Here is an 18,759-nt window from a genome sequence, read left to right on the forward strand (position 1 = left end):
CCAGGCCGCTTGAGAACCTGGCCGAATGGCATAGGCAATACGGCGTGCGAATGTGCGCGACCAGCGTCTTTCGTTGCGACGAACGCGCGGATTCGACGTTGCATCGCGAGCTATTCGTTCAAGCGGCATGCGCGAGACCTTGCCTGGAATGGCACGCGAATTCGACGGCTTCGCCTATCGCGCCGCCAATCAGAATGACGGCGGGGCTGCCGAGTCCGGCGGCGGTGGCGTCGGCGGCGAGACGATCGAGCGTGGTGACGAGGCGCTTCTCATCGGGCGATCCCGCGTGCTGCACGACCGCGGCCGGCGTATCGGCACGCAGCGCCAGGAGCAACGCCTGAGCGATGCTCGCAATGCGGCTCATGCCCATGTAGATGGCGAGCGTCGTGCCGGTGGCGGCGAGCGCGGCCCAGTCCGGTTGACTGTGATCCTGCATGTGCGCCGTGACGAAGGTCACGCCCTGACAATGATCCCGATGCGTCAGCGAAATGCCGAGCCCCGCTGCCGCCGCGAATCCCGACGACACGCCGTTCACGATATCCACGGCAATGCCTGCATGGCGTAGCGCCGAGATTTCCTCGCCCGCGCGGCCGAACAGCAGCGCATCGCCGCCCTTTACGCGCACCACGTGCAGGCCCTTTCTCGCATAACGCTGCATCAGACGTTCGATGAACGCCTGCGGTGTCGACCGGCAACCGCCGCGCTTGCCGACGCGAATCACGCGCGCGTTGGGCGCAAGCGTGACGATCTCTGGATTGGCGAGGTCGTCGAGCATGAGGATGTCGGCGGCGGCGAGCGCCTTGGCCGCGCGCAAGGTCAGCAAGTCGAGATCGCCGGGACCCGCGCTTAGGAGGGTGACTTTGCCTTCAACGTGATTCATCGTGTTCTCTTTCGGCTCGGGGCGAGATGACTCGCCTGTATCGGTGGGGCGCATCGGCGCGGCGGGACGAAATGCAAAAAGCGTCCGCCCGTGTCGTTGCACGAGGGGACGCCGTTGTCCTTGGGCCTTGGTCGATGCACGCATCGGTCGATGTATGCATGCTTTGCGCTGCTGCCAGCGCCGTTGCCGGCAGCGCTTCGAGCAATGCAATAAGCGGGCCATTTGCGCCGGGAACGCGCTTGCGTAGATGTCGCAAGGGCTTGCGCGTCGACGCGCGCATCACGTCGCACCGTAAGGAGGCACTGTCGATGTGCAGCCGGCACCCGAACAGCGCGCGCATGCCTCGATGCGTTGCCAAACGCATGGCGTCCCGCGTTCATTCGCACGATTAACCAGACGGTTCAAATATAAGCGACGTTCGCACGCCATCAGTGCTGCGCCGCACCAGCGATGTGCCCGCGCGCATCAAAACGCGACGCGGAGCCAATGCGCGTTGCCGGTGCAGGATCGCTCGAACGCTTATGCCGCGTGGTTTTGAGCTGCACGCCTTCAACATGGCATATCCCTTGCCTTATGTCCCGCCATCGGATCAACGGCGATCCGTCCTGATTACAGCGCCCGGCAGGTAAAAGCCATGCGGGCATCGGACAACGGCGTCCCCCGCATCGGCTTTCCGGCTGATGCGCGGGACGCCTTTCTTTTTTGGCGGAAAGACGATGGACAAAGCCACCCGGATCGATCTCTTCAGCATGCGCACGGCGCCGATGCGCGCCTTCCATCTCACATGGATGGCGTTCTTCGTATGCTTCTTCGCTTGGTTCGCTTGCGCGCCGCTGATGCCGCTCATCAAGCGCGAATACGGCCTCTCCAACGACCAGGTCGCCAACCTCAATATCGCGGCCGTGGCCGTGACCATTCTCGTGCGTCTGATCGTGGGCCCGATGTGCGACCGCTTCGGCCCGCGCAAGGTCTATAGCGCGCTGTTGCTCGCAGGCGCGGTGCCGGTGTTCGGCGCGGCGCTTTCCACGGGCTACGACAGCTTCCTGTGGTGTCGTCTTGCCATCGGTGCAATCGGTGCGAGCTTCGTCATCACGCAATACCACACGTCGGTGATGTTCGCGCCGAACGTCGTCGGCACCGCGAACGCCACGACCGCGGGCTGGGGCAACGCAGGCGCAGGCGCGGCGCAAGCTCTCGTGCCGATGCTGGTTGCCGCCGCGATCGCGTTGGGCGCAGGCGCGGCATCGTCGTGGCGCATCGCGCTGATCGTGCCGGGTATCGCCATGCCTGTGATGGCGTACTTTTACTGGCGCTATACGCAAGACTGTCCGCAAGGCAACTTCACGCAACTGCGCGAACTGGGCGTTGCCATCGACGGCGGCAAGAAGGGCGGCTGGCAGAGTTTCGTGACCGCATGCTCGAACTATCGCGTGTGGATGTTGTTCGTGACCTACGGCGCGTGCTTCGGCGTGGAAGTGTTCATCCACAACATGGCGGCCGTGTACTACGTCGATCACTTCAAGCTCTCGCTCGGCGCGGCAGGACTGGCGGCAGGCAGCTTCGGTCTGCTCGCGCTCTTTGCCCGCGCGCTCGGCGGCTGGCTTTCCGATAAAGCGGCCGCGCGCCGCAGCCTCGATATTCGCGCGACCTTGCTGTTCGTACTGATCGCGGGCGAAGGCATCGGTCTCTATGCGTTCGCGCATGCCGAAGGCGTGGCGCTCGCCATCGTATCGATGCTCATCTTCGGTCTCTTCACGCATATGGCTTGCGGCGCGACCTACGCGCTCGTGCCGTTCATAGACCGCAAGGCGCTGGGCGGCGTGGCTGGCGTGATCGGCGCGGGCGGCAACGTCGGCGCGGTCGCGGCGGGCTTCCTCATGAAAGGCGTGGGCAATGCGCAAGCCACGCTCTCGATGCTCGGCGTGATGGTCGGAGGCGCTGCACTGTGCGCGCTGGCCGTGCGCTTTACCCCGGAACACAAGGCACGCGAAGCCGCGTTGCGTGAAAGCGCGCTCGCGGGCAACAACCGTGTAGCTGGTTAAGTCATCACTCAGGCAGAGTCCCCATGAAAATCGTCGTCATCGGCCACGGCATGGTCGGCCACAAGTTCCTCGAATGTCTCGCCGAAAGCGGGCATGACACGCTGCAAGTCACCGTGCTCTGCGAAGAACCGCGCGCGGCCTATGATCGCGTTCATCTGACCGAATTCTTTTCGGGCAAGTCGGCCGATGAGCTTTCGCTCGTGCAGGAAGGCTTCTTCGATCGCTCGGGCTATGCGCTTCAACTCAATGCGAAAGCCGTCGCGATCGATCGCGCGGCGCGTACCGTGACGGCATCCACGGGCGAAGTGCTGCCCTACGACAAGCTGGTGCTCGCAACGGGTTCGTATCCGTTCGTGCCGCCCGTCGAAGGCAAGGAGCGCGCGGGATGCTTCGTGTATCGCACGATAGAAGATCTCGAAGCGATGCGTGCCTTCGGTGCGAAATCGAAAGTCGGTACGGTCGTCGGCGGCGGTTTGCTTGGTCTCGAAGCGGCGAAGGCGTTGCGCGATCTCGGGCTCATCACGCACGTCGTCGAATTCGCGCCGCGTCTGATGGCCGTGCAAGTGGACGACGGCGGCGGACGCGTGTTGCGCAGCAAGATCGAGGAACTGAGCGTGACGGTGCACACGGGCCGCAACACGCTTGCCATCGTCGATGGCGAGGGTGCTGCGAATCGCATGAATTTTGCCGATGGCGCGCATCTCGATACCGACATGATCGTGTTCTCCGCGGGCATTCGTCCGCGTGACGATATCGCGCGTGCGGCCGGTCTCGAGATCGGGCCGCGCGGTGGCATCGTGATCGACGACGCATGCCGCACGAGCGATGCGGATATCTACGCCATCGGCGAATGCGCGCTGTGGCAAGGGCAGTTGTTCGGCCTCGTCGCGCCGGGTTACGACATGGCGCGCATCGTCGCGAAGCAGGTCATTGGCGCGGACGACGCCATGTTCGCGGGCGCGGACATGAGCACCAAGCTCAAGCTGATGGGCGTGGACGTGGCGAGTATCGGCGACGCACATGGCAAGACGCCGGGCAGCCGCTCGTATCAGTTCAGCGACGAGCGCAAGCAGATCTACAAGAAGCTGGTCGTGTCCGATTGCGGCAAGTTCCTGCTGGGCGGCGTGATGGTTGGCGACGCCACTGAATACGGCACGCTTTTGCAGATGATGCTCAACAAGATCGAGCTGCCGGAAGCACCCGAATTCCTGATCTTGCCGCAAAGCGACGGCAAGGCGAAGCCCGGCCTCGGCGTCGAAGCCTTGCCCGATGCCGCGCAGATCTGTTCGTGCAACAACGTGAGCAAGGCGGAAATCTGCGCGGCGGTGTGCGCGGGCGCGACGAGCATCGGCGCGTTGAAGAGCGCATGCAAGGCGGGCGCATCGTGTGGCGGCTGCGTGCCGCTCGTTACGCAGGTGCTGAAGAGCGAGATGAAGCGCCAGGGGCTCGCGGTCAACAACCATATCTGCGAACACTTCCCGTATTCGCGCCAGGAGCTTTATCACATGGCGCGCGTGGAAGGACATCGCACGTTCGGCTCGATGCTCGCGAAGCATGGCAAGGGTCTGGGCTGCGATATCTGCAAGCCTGCCGTGGCCAGCATTCTCGCTTCGTGCTGGAACGAGTTCGTGCTGAAGAAGGAGCATGCGGGCCTGCAGGATTCGAACGACTACTACCTCGCCAACATTCAACGCGATGGCACGTATTCCGTCGTTCCGCGCATGCCGGGCGGCGAAGTCACGCCCGATGGTTTGATCGCGGTCGGACAAGTGGCGAAGAAGTACGGGCTCTATACAAAGATCACGGGCGGCCAGCGCGTCGACATGTTCGGGGCGCGCGTGGAGCAGTTGCCGTTCATCTGGGAAGAGCTGATCGCCGCGGGCTTCGAATCGGGACATGCCTATGGCAAGTCGCTGCGCACGGTGAAGTCGTGCGTCGGTTCGACATGGTGCCGCTATGGTGTCGGCGATTCGGTCGGTCTCGCCATCGCGCTGGAAAACCGCTACAAGGGGCTGCGCACGCCACACAAGATCAAGTTCGGCGTCTCGGGTTGCACACGCGAATGCGCGGAAGCGCAGGGCAAGGATATCGGCGTCATCGCGACGGAGAAGGGCTGGAACCTTTACGTCTGCGGCAACGGCGGCATGAAGCCGCGTCACGCCGAACTGCTCGCATCCGATCTCGACGAAGTCACGCTCATTCGCTACGTCGACCGCTTCCTGATGTTCTACGTGCGTACGGCGGACCGCCTGCAACGTACGAGCGTGTGGCGCGACAACCTCGAAGGCGGCCTCGATTATCTCGTCGATATCGTCGTGAACGACAAGCTCGAACTCGCCGCCGAACTCGAAGCGGAGATGCAACTCGTCGTCGATACGTACGAAGACGAATGGAAGAAGGCCGTCACCGACCCCGAAACGCGCAAGCGCTTCCGTCACTTCGTCAACAGCGACAAGAGCGACGAGAACGTGACCTTCGTGGAAGAGCGCGGCCAGATTCGTCCCGCGACGCCCGAGGAACGCAAGCTGAAGCTGATCGACATTCCTGTCGTCGTCGAAACCGTTTGAGCGCTGGAGACCACCATGAATGACCGCATTGAACAGGACTGGACCGAGATCTGCGCACTCGATGACATCGTGCCCGACACCGGCGTCTGTGCGCTTTTCAAGGGCGCGCAGGTGGCCGTGTTTCATGTGGCGGGCGACGAGCAGAGCGTCTTCGCCATCGACAACTTCGATCCGCATTCGCAGGCGGCGGTGCTCTCGCGCGGTATCGTCGGCAGCTTGGGCGAGCGCATTGTCGTGGCATCGCCGATCTACAAGCAGCACTTCGATCTGCGTACCGGCGAATGCCTCGAAGCGCCGGAGCGCTCCGTGACCGCGTATCGCGCACGCGTGGCGGGCGGCAAAGTGTGGATTGCCGCATGAAGACGGAATATGCGGTTGCGGCTGGCGCGGCCGATGTACCGGTGGTGCAGGCGCGTCAGCGTCTCGTCGTGATCGGCAACGGCATGGCGGGCATGCGCACGGTCGAGGAATTGCTGAAGATCGCGCCCGAGCTGTACGACATCACCGTGTTCGGCGCCGAGCCTTACGGCAACTACAACCGCATTCTGCTTTCGCCCGTGCTTGCAGGCGAGAAGAGCGTGGACGACATCATCCTCAATACGCGCGAATGGTATCGAGCCAATGACATCACGCTGCATGCAGGCGACGCCGTGGTCGGAATCGATCGCGTGCGGCGCATCGTGCGCTCGGCAAGCGGTGTCGAGGTGCGCTACGACCGACTTCTCATAGCGACGGGTTCGAAGCCTTTCATCATTCCCGTGCCGGGTTGCGATCTTCCGGGCGTGATCGCGTTTCGCGACATTCAAGACGTGGAAAAGATGCTGGCGGCATCGCGCGATCATCGTCACGCGGTGGTGATCGGCGGCGGCTTGCTCGGTCTCGAAGCGGCCAACGGTTTGCAACGTCAGGGCATGTCGGTGACGGTCGTGCATTCGAGCGAAAGCCTGATGGACCGTCAACTCGATGCGAGCGCGTCCACGTTGCTCAAGCGTTCGCTGGAAGCCAAGGGTCTGCGTTTCGCGATGGCCGCGAAGACGACGGAGATCGTGGGCGATGAACGCGTGACGGCGGTGCGCTTTGCCGATGGCCGCGAGATCGAAGCCGATCTCGTCGTGATGACCGCGGGCGTGCGTCCCAACATCGCGCTCGCGAAGGAAGCGGGACTGCACTGCGAGCGCGCGATCGTCGTCGACGACACCTTGCAGACTTACGATCCGCGCGTCTATGCAGTGGGCGAATGCGTGCAGCATCGCTCGGCTACGTTCGGTCTCGTGGCGCCGATCTGGGATCAGGCGCGTGTGGCCGGCGCGCATCTCGCCGGCGCGGGACATCGCCGCTATGTGCAGCGCGCGACCGCGACCAAGCTGAAAGTCACGGGCGTCGATCTTTACTCGGCGGGCGATTTCATCGGCGACGATTCGTCCGAAGACCTCGTGCTGCGCGATCCGCGTCGCGGCGTCTACAAGCGTCTCGTGTTGCAGGCGGGCTGTGTGATCGGCGCGGTGCTGTATGGCGACGTGAAAGACGGCGCATGGTATTTCGAGCTGATTCAGAACCGCACGGATGTCTCGCATCTGCGCGGACGTTTGTTGTTCGGCAAGACGCTTTGCGAAGCGCAAGCATAGATATGAACGCGAGAATCCCCATCATTCCGGTTCAGGCGGCTGCCGTTCGCACGACATGTCCTTATTGCGGCGTGGGTTGCGGCGTAGTGGCGACACCGCGCACGGCTATCGACGTGGCGATTGCTGGCGACGAAACACATCCGGCCAACTTCGGCCGCTTGTGCGTGAAAGGCTCGGCACTCGGCGACACGGTGAGCCTCGAAGGACGTCTGCTCAAACCGAAGCTGCGCGACGGTCAAACCGGCGCGCTCGCCGATGTCTCCTGGAGCGATGCCATCGGCACCGTGGCGAGCGGATTCGCTCGCATCGTCGAACGTCACGGTCCGGATGCGGTCGCCTTCTACGTATCGGGGCAATTGCTCACGGAAGACTATTACGTCGCCAACAAGCTGATGAAGGGCTATATCGGCAGCGCGAACATCGATACGAACTCGCGGCTTTGCATGTCGTCGTCGGTGGCGGGACACAAGCGCGCGTTCGGCGAAGACCTCGTGCCGCTGAATTACGAAGACCTCGAACTCGCCGATACCATCGTGCTCGTTGGATCGAATACGGCATGGTGTCATCCAATCCTGTTTCAGCGCATCGTGAAGATGAAGGAAGCGCGGCCAGACGTGAAGATCGTCGTGATCGATCCGCGCCACACGGCAACGTGCGAGATGGCCGATCTGCATCTGCCGCTCAAGCCCGGCAGCGATGTGCGGCTGTTCAACGGCCTGTTCGCGTTTCTGGCGGAGCATGGCGCATCCGATTCCGCTTTCGTCGATGCACACACCAACGGCTTCGATGCCGCGCTCGCGGCAGCAGGACCGTCCGATCTCGCGCAGACCGCGAAGGACTGCAAGCTCGACGCGCACGATCTGATGACCTTTTATCGGCTCTTTGCGCGCACCGAACGCGTGGTGACGGTTTATTCGCAAGGCGTGAATCAATCGAGCGCGGGGACGGACAAAGTCAACAGCATCATCAACTGTCATCTGTTGACCGGACGCATTGGCAAGCCAGGCATGGGACCGTTTTCCTTCACGGGACAACCGAACGCGATGGGCGGGCGCGAAGTGGGCGGCCTTGCCAACACGCTGGCGGCGCATCTCGAACTGGATAGCCCGTTGCATCGCGAGATCGTGCAGACGTTCTGGGCGTCGCCTGCGATTCCCGAACGCGCCGGATTGAAGGCCGTCGATCTGTTCAACGCCATCGAAGCCGGCCGCGTGAAAGCAGTGTGGATCATGGGCACGAATCCGGTCGTGAGTCTGCCGGACGGCGACCGCGTGAAGCGCGCGCTTGCAAAGTGTGAACTGGTGGTGAGCTCGGACATCATCGAGCATACGGATACCAACGCTTGCGCCGATGTGTTGCTGCCCGCGCTCGGCTGGGGCGAGAAGGACGGCACCGTGACCAACTCGGAGCGCCGTATCTCGCGGCAGCGCGCGTTTCTGCCGGCACCGGGCGAAGCGCGCGCCGACTGGCGGATCATGTGCGATGTCGCGCGTCGCATGGGCTTTGCGGGCTTCGACTTTCAGGCGCCGCATGAAATTTTCGATGAACACGCGCGTTTGAGCGCGTATCGCAACGACACGGAGACGGGCGTTTATCGCGCATTCGACATCGGCGGACTAACGCAACTCGGAGAGCAAGATTACGACCTGCTCGAACCCGTGCAATGGCCGCTGCGCTCGAAAGACGACACCGGCAGCGCGCGCCTTTTCGAGCAACGACGCTTCAGTCATGCCGATGGGCGCGCGCGTTTCATCGCGACGCCGCCGCGCGATCCGGTCAACGCGCCCGATGCCGACTATCCGCTCATTCTCAACACGGGCCGCGTGCGCGACCAATGGCACACGATGACGCGCACCGGGCGTTCGGCGAAGCTCGCCGGGCATATCAGCGAATCGTTCATCGACATGCATCCGCAGGACGCGCTTGCATACGGCGTGCGCGAAGGAGAGCTCGCGCGCGTGACGAGCCGCTGGGGTTCGATGATCGCGCGTGTTCAATTCGGCGGCGGCATGTCGCGCGGCAGCGTGTTCGTGCCGATCCACTGGAACGATCAGGTTGCCTCGGATGCGCGCGTCGGCGCGGTGGTGAATCCGGTCGTCGATCCGGTATCGGGCGAGCCCGAGTTCAAGCACACGCCTGTGTCGATCGAGCAATTCCACGTGACATGGCACGGCTTCGCGCTTTCGCGACGCGCGCCCGCGCTCGATTCCGTCACGCACTGGACGCGCGTGCACGGCGCGCGTTTCGTGCGCCATGAACTGGCGGGACGCAATCGTTTCGATGCCGCGCATGACGATCATTACGACTGGGCGCGCGCGCTCTTTCGCATTGACGATCCGCATGCGGACTGGATCGAATACGAGGACAAAAGTGCGGGCGTGTATCGCGCGGCGCATGTGGTGAACGATCGCATCGAAAGTTGCGTGTTCGTTTCCGAGCGCCCCGACTTGCCTGCGCGCGCTTGGCTTGCGAGTCTCTTCGATAAAGAGCGTCTCGACGATGAAGACCGCGCGAGCCTTTTGCTCGGCCAGCCGATTGGCAAGGGCGAGGACACAGGACCGACAGTCTGCTCGTGCTTCGGCGTCGGGCGCAATACGATCTGCAAGGCGATTCAGGACAAGGGTCTGAAGACGGCCGCAGAGGTCACCGCTTGCGTGAAGGCTGGCGGCAACTGCGGATCGTGCGTGCCGGAGTTGAAGAAGCTGATCGTCGAAACGGAGATGGCTCGGTTGAGCACGGTTTGATTTGTCATTGACGGCTGCGGCAAGAAGCGGGCGCCTCGGCGCCCGTTCTTACTTCATGCCGTCTTCCAATAAGCGCCCTGTGAGCGTTGTCGAACCAAACATCTGACGAATCAGCTCGATTTCAGCGCATATGTTGGTTCCCCCGCCAATTCCTTTCGCGATTCTCCTTACAGTCCTTTCCCACAGGCGCATCGACAAAAATGAGCGTCAGCGGGCATCGTCGAATGGCTATAGGGATTGAAACGAAGGCACGGTTATTTCGGATGGCGAATGAGTTTCTTGGTGACGCTTCCACGCTATAGGGCACACGAAGCGAAGCTTGCCGCCATTGCAATAGCCATTGCAATAGCCATTGCAATAGCCATTGCAATAGCCATTGCCATTGCCGCGACGAAACCGACGTCGCAAACCGCTCGGTAACACCGTTGGAACTCCGGAGGCAACCAGGCAAGGTGGCGTTTCTGGAGCATGGAGATGTGCTTCACAGCCGTCTCTTCTTTTTGGGTTGGCTCGGATGTGGATACATCGGAAGGGCCAACCCTTTTTTTTGACATTGCGGGAAAGCACCGCGAGAACAATCAGCCTGTGGAATGCTGTTCCGAAAGGCCCATCGCAATGCGCGCCTGCTGCGCATGCTCGGCGGATAACGGCGCCCCGGCCGATGCTCCGCCTTCGCTCATGGGCCGATGCTCATTGCCGAATCGCGCCACCGAGAACGCGAATGTGTTGATGCCCTTGGCACTCGTCGCCGATACCGTGCCGCGATGCATTTCCGCCACCGCCTTCACGATAGCCAGTCCCAGCCCGTGATTCTCCCGGCTGTTGGTGCGCGAGCTTTCGGCGCGATAGAAACGATCGAACAGATGCTCCATGACAGGCGGCGCGATCTGCTCGCCGGGATTAGCCACCGCGATCCGCACGCGCCCATGCTCGCGCGCGATGTTGACCGAGATAGTCGCGCCCGGCGCGCAATGCTGAATGGCGTTCATCACGAGATTGGAAAGCGCGCGGCCGAATAGCGACGTGTTGACGAAGGCGCGTGCATCGCCGCTTGCCGTCGCGCGCACTTGCGCTTCTTCGAGCGGTATCTCCAGAAACTCCAGCGTGCGGCTCACTTCCGCCGCGAGCGACACTTCGACGAGCCCCGTTGCGCGTTCGCCCTGATCGGCACGCGCGAGGAACAGCATGTCGTTGATGATCGCGCGCACGCGCTCGAACTCTTCGAGATTCGACTGCAACGTATGACGTAATTCTTCGATCGGCCGGTCGCGCGTGAGCGCCACTTCCGTCTGGCCGATGAGAATGGTGACGGGCGTGCGCAACTCGTGCGCGACATCCGCATTGAACGATTCGAGCCGTCCATACGCGTGATCGAGCCGTTCTAGCGCGCCGTTGAATGACTTCGCGAGGTCTTCGAGTTCAAAGGGCAACGAGCGCGTGTTGAGCCGCTGCGAGCGATTGTTCGGACTTACGTTCTGCGCGTCGCGTGTCAGACGCGTCAAGGGCGCAAGGCCCAGTCGCGCCACCGAATAGCTGAGGAACAACACGGCGACCGTGGCGAGCGCCGTCAATGCGGCAAGCGCAAGCCCGAAGGCGCGCATGGTCCGCACGTTCGGCGAACAGTCCACGGCCACGAAAAGCTGCAACGGCGGACGGTCCATATACGGCGGAATGGTCAGCGTGGTCATGAGCATTTCATACGCGCGGCCTTCGGGCTGGAAGTGCCCGTAATGGTCCTGCACGCGCTTGATCTGATCGCGCAAGGGCGGCGCGCCGTAGTTATAAAGCCCGTCGTTGCTGGCCACGGCGAACATCGTGGAGCCGTCACGCGGCGTGATGTCCGCGAGCTTCTCCTTGGCCATCTTCCACTTGTCGGGGTTCGATACGTGCGAGACGATCAGCCGTGCGATCTCCGCGCGATTGTCGAGCGAGTCGCGCAGATGCTGTTCGAGCTGCACACGCAGCACGAGAAAAAGCCCGGTGCCCACGAGCGCAAACACGAACAACGCGACGACCGCGAACATGACCGCAAGCCGCCGCGCAATGGATCGCTGCGAGCGCGGTTCGCCGTCGCCGGATTTGGCCCACTGCACGTTCATGATGTTCTCGCGTCTTCCCTGGTTTCCCGCGTGTCGCGTGCTTCGCGCACTTCGAGCACGTAGCCCATGCCGCGCACGGTATGCAGGAGTTTGGTGCGAAACGGCCCGTCGAGCTTGGCACGCAGCCGCTTGATGGCGGTTTCCACCACGTTGGTATGACTTTCGAAATCCACTTCCCAGACGAGTTCGGTGATGGCCGTCTTCGACAGGATATCCCCATGACGGCGCGCGAGCACGCTCAGCAGCTGAAATTCCTTCGCGGTGAGATCGAGGCGCACGCCGTCACGCGTGGCGCGTCTGCCGATCAGATCGACGTAAAGATCGCCCACGGAAATGAGCGTGGATTCCTGCGCGCGCGTGCGCCGTGCGAGCGCGTGCAGTCGCTCGACGAGTTCGAGAAACGAAAAAGGCTTGGTGAGATAGTCGTCCGCGCCCTCGCGCAGACCGCGCACACGGTCATTGATATGATCGCGCGCCGTGAGCATGATGACCGGCGTCGACTTCTGCAGACGCAGCGCCTTCAGCACCGCGAAGCCATCGCGGCGCGGCAGCATGACATCGAGCACGACCACGTCGTAATCGTATTCGATGGCCAGATGCGTGCCTTCCTCGCCGTCCATCGCTACATCGACGACCCAGCCTTGCTCGGTCAGTCCGGAGCGCAGGTAATCGACTACCTTGTGTTCGTCTTCCACTATCAGGACTTTCATGCCTGCCTCTTCAAGGGGTTTGCTTACCGCTCGCTTGCTTATTGTTATAGGTGATTACTATACGATCCTCACGTCTAACATGCTTGCATCGAACCGCCATTCAACGCGATGATTCCTTGACGCTCTGATTCGATGCACCCTGTTCCTGCGCCGCGTCATGCACGTCCCATCCGCCGCCCAGCGCCTTGACGAGCGCGACAGACGTGGTGTGTTGCTGGCCACGTATCTGCACATCCTGGCGCTCGCTCGTGAGCAATTGCTGCTGTGCGGTGATCACGTCGAGATAAGCGACGAGGCCGCCCGAATATCGATCATTGGCAAGCGAAAGCAGACGCTGCGAGTCGACCACGGCCGCATGCGATTGCTTCGCCGCGCCATCCAGCACCGATAACCCGACGATACCGTCCTGCACCTGCTGGAACGCGCCGAGAACGGTCTGACGATAATTCGCCTCAGCCGCCACGTAGCCTTCGCTCGCGAAGTCGACGGCAGCGGAACGCCGGCCGCCATCGAACACGACCTGGCTCGCCATGGTGCCGATGGTCCACAAGAGGCTTGGCGCGGAGATGAGACTCGAGAACGCGGTGCTCTCCCAGCCGACGTTACCGTTCAAGGTCAGGCTCGGAAAGAATGCAGCCTTGGCGACGCCGATCTGCGCATTCGCCGACGCCATCGAACGCTCCGCCGATGCCACATCCGGCCGGCGTTGCAGCACGTCGCTCGGCAGGCCGAGCGGTATCGACGGCACCGGACGATCCTTGATGTCCGCCGCGATGGAGAACTGCGGCGCGGGCGTGCCGACGAGCGCCGCAATGGCGTGTTCGTATTGCGCGCGCTGGTTCAGCAGCAGTTGCGCCTGCACGCGTGTCGAGTCGAGTTGCGACTGCTGTTGCAGTACGTCGAGACCGGATACCGCGCCCAGATCGTGCTGCGAGGTCACGTAATCGAGCGCTTTCTTTTGCAGCCCCACGGAGCGATTCAGCACGTCGATCTCGGCATCGAGTTCGCGCATCGAGAAATAGCTGCTCGCGAGTTCCGTGGTGAGAACGAGCCGCGCGTTGGCGAGGTCGTCGCGCGATTGTTCCGCCGTTGCCTGTGCGCCTTCCACTTCGCGGCGAATGCGTCCGAACAGATCGAGGTCATAGCTCACGGAAGGCGCGAGCTTGATGTCGTTCTGAACCGTGCTCATGACCGGCGTGTTGTAGCTCGTGACCGGACGATTCTTCGATACGCGCAGACGGTCGGCCTGTGCGCCGAGATCCACCTCGGGCAGCGCGAGCGATGAGGTTTGCGCGAGCGTTGCGCGGGCCTGTTCGTAATGCGCGACGGCGGCCGCGAGCGTCTGATTCTGCGCGAGTGCTTGCGTCTCCAGCGTGTTCAGCGTGGCGTCGTCATAGCCCGTCCACCAGTCGAGCGCGAGCGGCGCGTGCGAAGGTTCGCCGACTCGCCAGTACGAGTCGGTTTGCCAGTCGGGCGGCGTCTCGGCGACGGGGCGCTTGTAATCGGGGCCGACGGTGCACGCCGCAAGCATCGTCAACATGCCGATGGCAACGATGCCTCTCATGACGCGGCCTTCTGATTCGGAGTCTGCGGATCGTGCTGATTCTGCTGCTTCTGCGGCTGGACCACGACATGATCGCCGTCCGCAATGGAATCGCTCGGATTGATGATGATCTTGTCGGTCGGCTCGATACCGCTCTCGAGTTCGAGCGACTGCCCGAGATCCTGCGCGATCACGATCTTGTTCAGATGCACATGGCCGTTCGAGTCGACCACCGCGACGCGCGGTCCTTCCGCACGGAAGAGCAACGCATTGCCCGGCACGAGCAGGCGTGCATGGACGACGGCTGGCACGGCGACCTGCACATAGGCGCCGGGACGCAGGCGCTGATCGGCGTTGGGCAGCGTGACTTCGACTTGCAGCGAACGCGTGGGCACGTCGATCGCGCCGGAGATATGCGTGATCTTGCCGTGGAACTGCTGACCGGGAAGCTCGGCCTGCATCACGACCACCGACTGACCGACCGACACGTTCTGCGCATACGCCTGCGGCAACTGCACGAACACGCGCAGCGGGTCCGACTGCGCGAGCGCAAAGAGCGCGCGGCTTGCGCCACTGCCCGCGTCGATGAGATCGCCGACATCGACGTTGCGCTGCGTGACCACGCCTGCAAACGGCGCGACGATGCGCTTGAACGATTCGAGCTGACGCAGACGCTTCACGTTGGCGTCCGCGGCGGCGAGATTGGCCACGTCCTGGTTATACGTGCTCTGACGTTCGTCGAGTTCCTGCTGCGAGACGGCATCGCGCTGACGCAGTTGTTGCCAGCGTTGCAGCGAGCTTTTCGCAAGGCCCAGGCTCGATGCTGTCTGATCGCGTTGCGCGACCGCCTGCGCGAGCTCCTGATCGATTTCAGGGGTATCGAGATCGGCGAGCAACTGGCCTTGCTTCACGCGTGTGCCGATATCCGCGTACCAGTGCAGCAGATAACCCGTCGCGCGCGCATAAATCGGCGATTCGACGAAGCCGCGCAGCGTACCCGGCAAGGTCGTGTTGCCGCCGCCATCGGTCTGCGTTGGCGCGACCACGTTGACGTATTGCTGGGCGTTCTGTTGCGTGCGCGTGACGACCGAGCGGTTGTGAATCATGTCGCTGATCACGGTGCGCGCCGCGCCGAGCGCGAGCAGCGCAAGCACGATCACGAGCGCGATCTTCGCGCGTTTCCATTCGACATGGCGCGGTGGCAGCGCGGGTCCTTCATTCGGATCACGCGCGGGAATCGCGAGCGAGGCGTGGTTCTTTTCAGTCATGTTCGTCGGAGTGCCTGGATTGAATTCAGTGCTGCGTGTTCGTGTCGTCGGACTGCGCTTCGCCGTGCGATTTCTGGCCTTTGCGTTCCGCGCGTTTAGCAAGGCGCGCGTGAATACCCGCGAAGACGAGCGGCACGAAGAACAGCGTGGAAACCGTGGCAAACAGCAAGCCGCCGATCACCGCGCGGCCGAGCGGCGCGTTCTGTTCGGCGCCTTCGCCGAGACCGAGCGCCATTGGAATCATGCCGATGATCATCGCGAAGGCCGTCATCAGCACCGGGCGAATACGGCTTGCGCCTGCTTCGAGCGCGGAGGCGAGCGGCGGCACGCCCGCTGTCAGACGTTGCCGCGCGAACGACACCATTAAGATACTGTTGGCGGTGGCGACGCCCATCGTCATGATCGCGCCCGTGAGTGCGGGCACGGACAGATGCGTGCCGGTGAGAAACAGCATCCAGACGATACCCGCGAGCGCCGCCGGCAACGCGCTCACGATGATGAGCGGATCGACCCACGACTGGAAGTTGACGACGATAAGCAAATACACCAGCACGATCGCCATGGCCACGCCAACGCCCAGCCCGAAGAACGATGTACGCATGGTCTCGACCTGACCACGCACGTTGATCTGCGTGCCGCGCGGAAGCGTGCGGCGCGCTTCATCGACGAGATGATTCACCTGACGGGCCACGCTGCCGAGGTCGTTTCCTTCCACGCTCACGAAGAGATCGATCACGGGGCGGATGTTGTAGTGCGAGACTTCCGCGAACTGATTCTGCGGCGAGACACGCACGAGGTTGCCGAGCAATTGCGTCGGTCCCGTGAGCGAGGCAGACACAGGCGTGCGCAAGAGTTCGTCGACCGATGAAACCTGATACTGCGGCGTCTGTACCGCGAGGTTGTATTCCACGCCATTCTTCGGGTTGAACCAGAATCCCGGCGACGTTTGCGAGCTGCCCGATAGTGAAACGAGCACGTTCTGCGCGACATTGCTTGCCGAGAGATTGAGCTGCTGCAGACGCGTGCGGTCCATGGTCAGGTTGATGACGGGTTCGTCGAGCTTTTGCTGGATGTGCGTATCCACGTTGCCGGGAATCATGCGGATCTGCTTCATCAGCTTGGCGGCGACCTGAAAGTTAGCTTGCTGATTCTGGCCTTGAATCTGCACGTCTACGGCGGCGGGCAAGCCGAAGTTCAGAATCTGCGTGACGATATCCGCGGGCTGAAAGAAGAACTCCACGCCGGGGAATTTCTGCGGCAAGAGCGCGCGCAGTTCATCGATATATTTTTCGGTCGGCGCGTGATCTTCTTTCAACGCGACCTGTATCTCGCCGTCGAGCGTACCGATGGTGCCCGAGTTGCTGTACGAGAGATTGATACCGCTATAGGGCAGGCCGAGATTGTCGAGGATGGTATCGAGCTCATCGGCGGGCACGACCTGACGCACGACCTTCTCGACTTCATCGGCGAGACGCGCGGTTTCCTCGATACGCGTGCCCGTTGGAGCACGCATGTGCATGCGGATGTCGCCGGCATCGACCGTGGGAAAGAAGTCCTGGCCGAGCACGAACACCAGCGCGGTGGATATGAGACAGAAGCCGAGAAAGAGCGAACCATAGAGCCGCCGCTTCACGAGCAGGCTGCTCAGAATCACGATGTATGCGGCGCGCATGCGCTCGAAGCCGTGATCGAACCGGCGATGCAGCCGCATGAAGAGATTCGGCTTCTTTTTGGCATCGGGTGCATGCGCGTGGCCCATCAGCAGCATGGCGAGCGTCGGCACGAGCGTCCGAGAAAGAATGTACGACGCGATCATGGCGAACACCACGGCTTCCGCGAGCGGCACGAACAGGAACTTCGCCACGCCGGTCAGGAAGAACATCGGCACGAACACAATACAAATACACAGCGTCGAGACGAGCGCGGGCACGGCAATTTCGCCCGCGCCTTCGAGAATCGCTTCGTGCAGATCGGTGCCCATGTGCAGATGGCGTTCGATGTTCTCGATGGTGACGGTGGCGTCGTCGACGAGAATGCCCACCGCGAGCGCGAGCCCGCCCAACGTCATGATGTTGATGGTTTGCCCGAGCGCATGCAGCACGATCAACGACGAGAGAATGGACAACGGAATCGAGATCGCGATGATGCAGGTGCTGCGCCAGTTGCCGAGGAAGAGCAGGATCATGGCGGCCGTGAGCGCGGCGGCGATCAGCGCTTCGCGCACCACGCCCTGCACGGCGGCTTTCACGAACACCGATTGATCGAAGAGCGCGGTGATCTTGATGTCTTCCGACAACGACGAACGCGCTTGCGGCAAGAGACCCTTCAACGTGTTGACGATAGAGAGCGTCGATGAATCGCCGTTCTTCAGCACCGAGATCAGCACGCCGCGCCGGCCATCCTGACGCACGACGTTGGTCTGCGGCGAGAAGCCATCGCGCACGTGCGCCACTTCACGCAGATAAGTCGTCGCGCCGTTCACGGTTCGCACGGGCAGGTCGTTGAGGCCTTCCACGGTGGTCGGTGAACCGTTCATGTTGATGGTGAATTCTTTCGGCCCGATCTTCGCCGTGCCGGTCGGCAGAATCAGGTTCTGCGCGTTGACGGCGCTGACCACATCGGTTGGCGTCAGGCCTTTGGCGAGCAGCGCGCGCGTGTCGAGGTCGATGGAGATGAGACGCGACTTCCCGCCATACGGATACGGCACCGATGCGCCGGGAATGGTCACGAGCTGTGGGCGCAGGAAGTTGAGCGCCGTATCGTTGAGCGATTGCTCCGACTCCTTAGGACTCGACAATCCAAGCTGGATCACCGGAATGCTCGACGCCGAATAACTGATGACGAGCGGCGGCGTTGCGCCGGGCGGCATCTGCTTGAGCTGCGCCTGTTCGACGGCCACCGTCTGCGCGATCGCCGTCTGAATGTTCGCGGTCGGCTGCAAAAACAGCTTGATGATGGCGATACCCGGCAACGACTGCGACTCGATATGCTCGATGTTGTTGACGGTGGTCGTGAGACTGCGTTCGTTCACGGACGTGATGCGGTTGGCCATGTCCTCGGACGAGAGGCCCGTGTACGTCCAGATGATGCTGACAACCGGAATGTTGATCTCCGGAAGTACGTCCACCGGCGTCGTCAGAATGACGAATGGCGTGGCCAGCAGGATCATGATGGCCATTACGATGAACGTATAAGGCCGCTTCAGCGCTACGTTGACAATCCACATTGAGGCGTTCGGAAGAGCGAGGGAGGGACGCAGGTGCTTTCACGCGCGGGACGAG

General features: G+C 62.4%; 11 protein-coding genes. 5 read left to right on the forward strand and 6 right to left on the reverse strand.

Annotated elements, in window-relative coordinates:
• Positions 1–118 precede the first annotated feature (118 nt).
• Entirely contained in the window at positions 119–880 is a 762-nt protein-coding gene (cobA, locus tag QCE79_RS28160) for a uroporphyrinogen-III C-methyltransferase (RefSeq protein ID WP_250493241.1), read from the reverse strand.
• Between the two features lie 716 nt (positions 881–1,596).
• Between cobA and QCE79_RS28165 the strand changes: the two genes are divergently transcribed.
• From QCE79_RS28165 to QCE79_RS28185, 5 genes are read left to right on the forward strand one after another with little or no spacing between them, the layout of a single operon-like run.
• Positions 1,597–2,922: an MFS transporter gene (locus QCE79_RS28165; RefSeq protein ID WP_244828502.1), complete on the forward strand. Its 1,326-nt coding sequence runs from the start codon at positions 1,597–1,599 to the stop codon at positions 2,920–2,922.
• Positions 2,923–2,945: 23 nt separating this feature from the next.
• A complete protein-coding gene (gene nirB, locus QCE79_RS28170; protein WP_309849526.1) occupies positions 2,946–5,489 on the forward strand; it encodes a nitrite reductase large subunit NirB in 2,544 nt (847 codons plus the stop codon).
• Positions 5,490–5,504: 15 nt separating this feature from the next.
• A complete protein-coding gene (gene nirD / locus QCE79_RS28175) occupies positions 5,505–5,849 on the forward strand; it encodes a nitrite reductase small subunit NirD (protein WP_244828499.1) in 345 nt (114 codons plus the stop codon).
• On the forward strand, positions 5,846–7,114 hold the full coding sequence (locus QCE79_RS28180) for an NAD(P)/FAD-dependent oxidoreductase (RefSeq protein WP_250466733.1): 1,269 nt from the start codon (positions 5,846–5,848) through the stop codon (positions 7,112–7,114). Before nirD ends, QCE79_RS28180 begins: the two co-directional genes overlap by 4 nt.
• A 2-nt stretch (positions 7,115–7,116) precedes the next feature.
• Positions 7,117–9,858: a molybdopterin-dependent oxidoreductase gene (locus QCE79_RS28185; RefSeq protein ID WP_309849528.1), complete on the forward strand. Its 2,742-nt coding sequence runs from the start codon at positions 7,117–7,119 to the stop codon at positions 9,856–9,858.
• 578 nt (positions 9,859–10,436) lie between these two features.
• On the opposite strand, the gene QCE79_RS28190 is transcribed toward QCE79_RS28185, so the two are convergent.
• The 5 genes from QCE79_RS28190 to QCE79_RS28210 all read right to left on the reverse strand — a co-directional run bounded on the left by QCE79_RS28190 (position 10,437) and on the right by QCE79_RS28210 (position 18,704).
• Entirely contained in the window at positions 10,437–11,957 is a 1,521-nt protein-coding gene (locus QCE79_RS28190; protein WP_309849531.1) for a heavy metal sensor histidine kinase, read from the reverse strand.
• The gene (locus QCE79_RS28195) at positions 11,954–12,667 is read right to left on the reverse strand and encodes a heavy metal response regulator transcription factor (RefSeq protein ID WP_244828488.1); all 714 of its coding nucleotides are present in this window, start codon (positions 12,665–12,667) and stop codon (positions 11,954–11,956) included. Before QCE79_RS28195 ends, QCE79_RS28190 begins: the two co-directional genes overlap by 4 nt.
• A gap of 100 nt (positions 12,668–12,767) precedes the next feature.
• Positions 12,768–14,231 (reverse strand): efflux transporter outer membrane subunit, encoded by a 1,464-nt coding sequence (locus tag QCE79_RS28200; RefSeq protein ID WP_309849533.1) that lies wholly within the window; start codon positions 14,229–14,231, stop codon positions 12,768–12,770.
• Positions 14,228–15,478, reverse strand: a complete 1,251-nt coding sequence (locus tag QCE79_RS28205) for an efflux RND transporter periplasmic adaptor subunit (protein WP_250509930.1) — start codon at positions 15,476–15,478, stop codon at positions 14,228–14,230. The genes QCE79_RS28200 and QCE79_RS28205 overlap by 4 nt, the downstream gene beginning before the upstream one ends.
• 25 nt (positions 15,479–15,503) lie before the next feature.
• Positions 15,504–18,704, reverse strand: coding sequence for an efflux RND transporter permease subunit (locus tag QCE79_RS28210; protein WP_309849536.1), 3,201 nt, complete (start codon positions 18,702–18,704; stop codon positions 15,504–15,506).
• Between the last annotated feature and the right edge of the window lie 55 nt (positions 18,705–18,759).

Origin of the sequence: Caballeronia sp. LZ003, from assembly GCF_031451465.1 — a bacterium.
Classification (GTDB): domain Bacteria; phylum Pseudomonadota; class Gammaproteobacteria; order Burkholderiales; family Burkholderiaceae; genus Caballeronia.

What these genes read in the sequence shown, in the direction of transcription:
- cobA (WP_250493241.1), bottom strand. Translation starts at nt 880, where the DNA reads ATGAATCACGTTGAAGGCAAAGTCACCCTCCTAAGCGCGGGTCCCGGC.
- QCE79_RS28165 (WP_244828502.1), top strand. Translation starts at nt 1,597, where the DNA reads ATGGACAAAGCCACCCGGATCGATCTCTTCAGCATGCGCACGGCGCCG.
- nirB (WP_309849526.1), top strand. Translation starts at nt 2,946, where the DNA reads ATGAAAATCGTCGTCATCGGCCACGGCATGGTCGGCCACAAGTTCCTC.
- nirD (WP_244828499.1), top strand. Translation starts at nt 5,505, where the DNA reads ATGAATGACCGCATTGAACAGGACTGGACCGAGATCTGCGCACTCGAT.
- QCE79_RS28180 (WP_250466733.1), top strand. Translation starts at nt 5,846, where the DNA reads ATGAAGACGGAATATGCGGTTGCGGCTGGCGCGGCCGATGTACCGGTG.
- QCE79_RS28185 (WP_309849528.1), top strand. Translation starts at nt 7,117, where the DNA reads ATGAACGCGAGAATCCCCATCATTCCGGTTCAGGCGGCTGCCGTTCGC.
- QCE79_RS28190 (WP_309849531.1), bottom strand. Translation starts at nt 11,957, where the DNA reads ATGAACGTGCAGTGGGCCAAATCCGGCGACGGCGAACCGCGCTCGCAG.
- QCE79_RS28195 (WP_244828488.1), bottom strand. Translation starts at nt 12,667, where the DNA reads ATGAAAGTCCTGATAGTGGAAGACGAACACAAGGTAGTCGATTACCTG.
- QCE79_RS28200 (WP_309849533.1), bottom strand. Translation starts at nt 14,231, where the DNA reads ATGAGAGGCATCGTTGCCATCGGCATGTTGACGATGCTTGCGGCGTGC.
- QCE79_RS28205 (WP_250509930.1), bottom strand. Translation starts at nt 15,478, where the DNA reads ATGACTGAAAAGAACCACGCCTCGCTCGCGATTCCCGCGCGTGATCCG.
- QCE79_RS28210 (WP_309849536.1), bottom strand. Translation starts at nt 18,704, where the DNA reads ATGTGGATTGTCAACGTAGCGCTGAAGCGGCCTTATACGTTCATCGTA.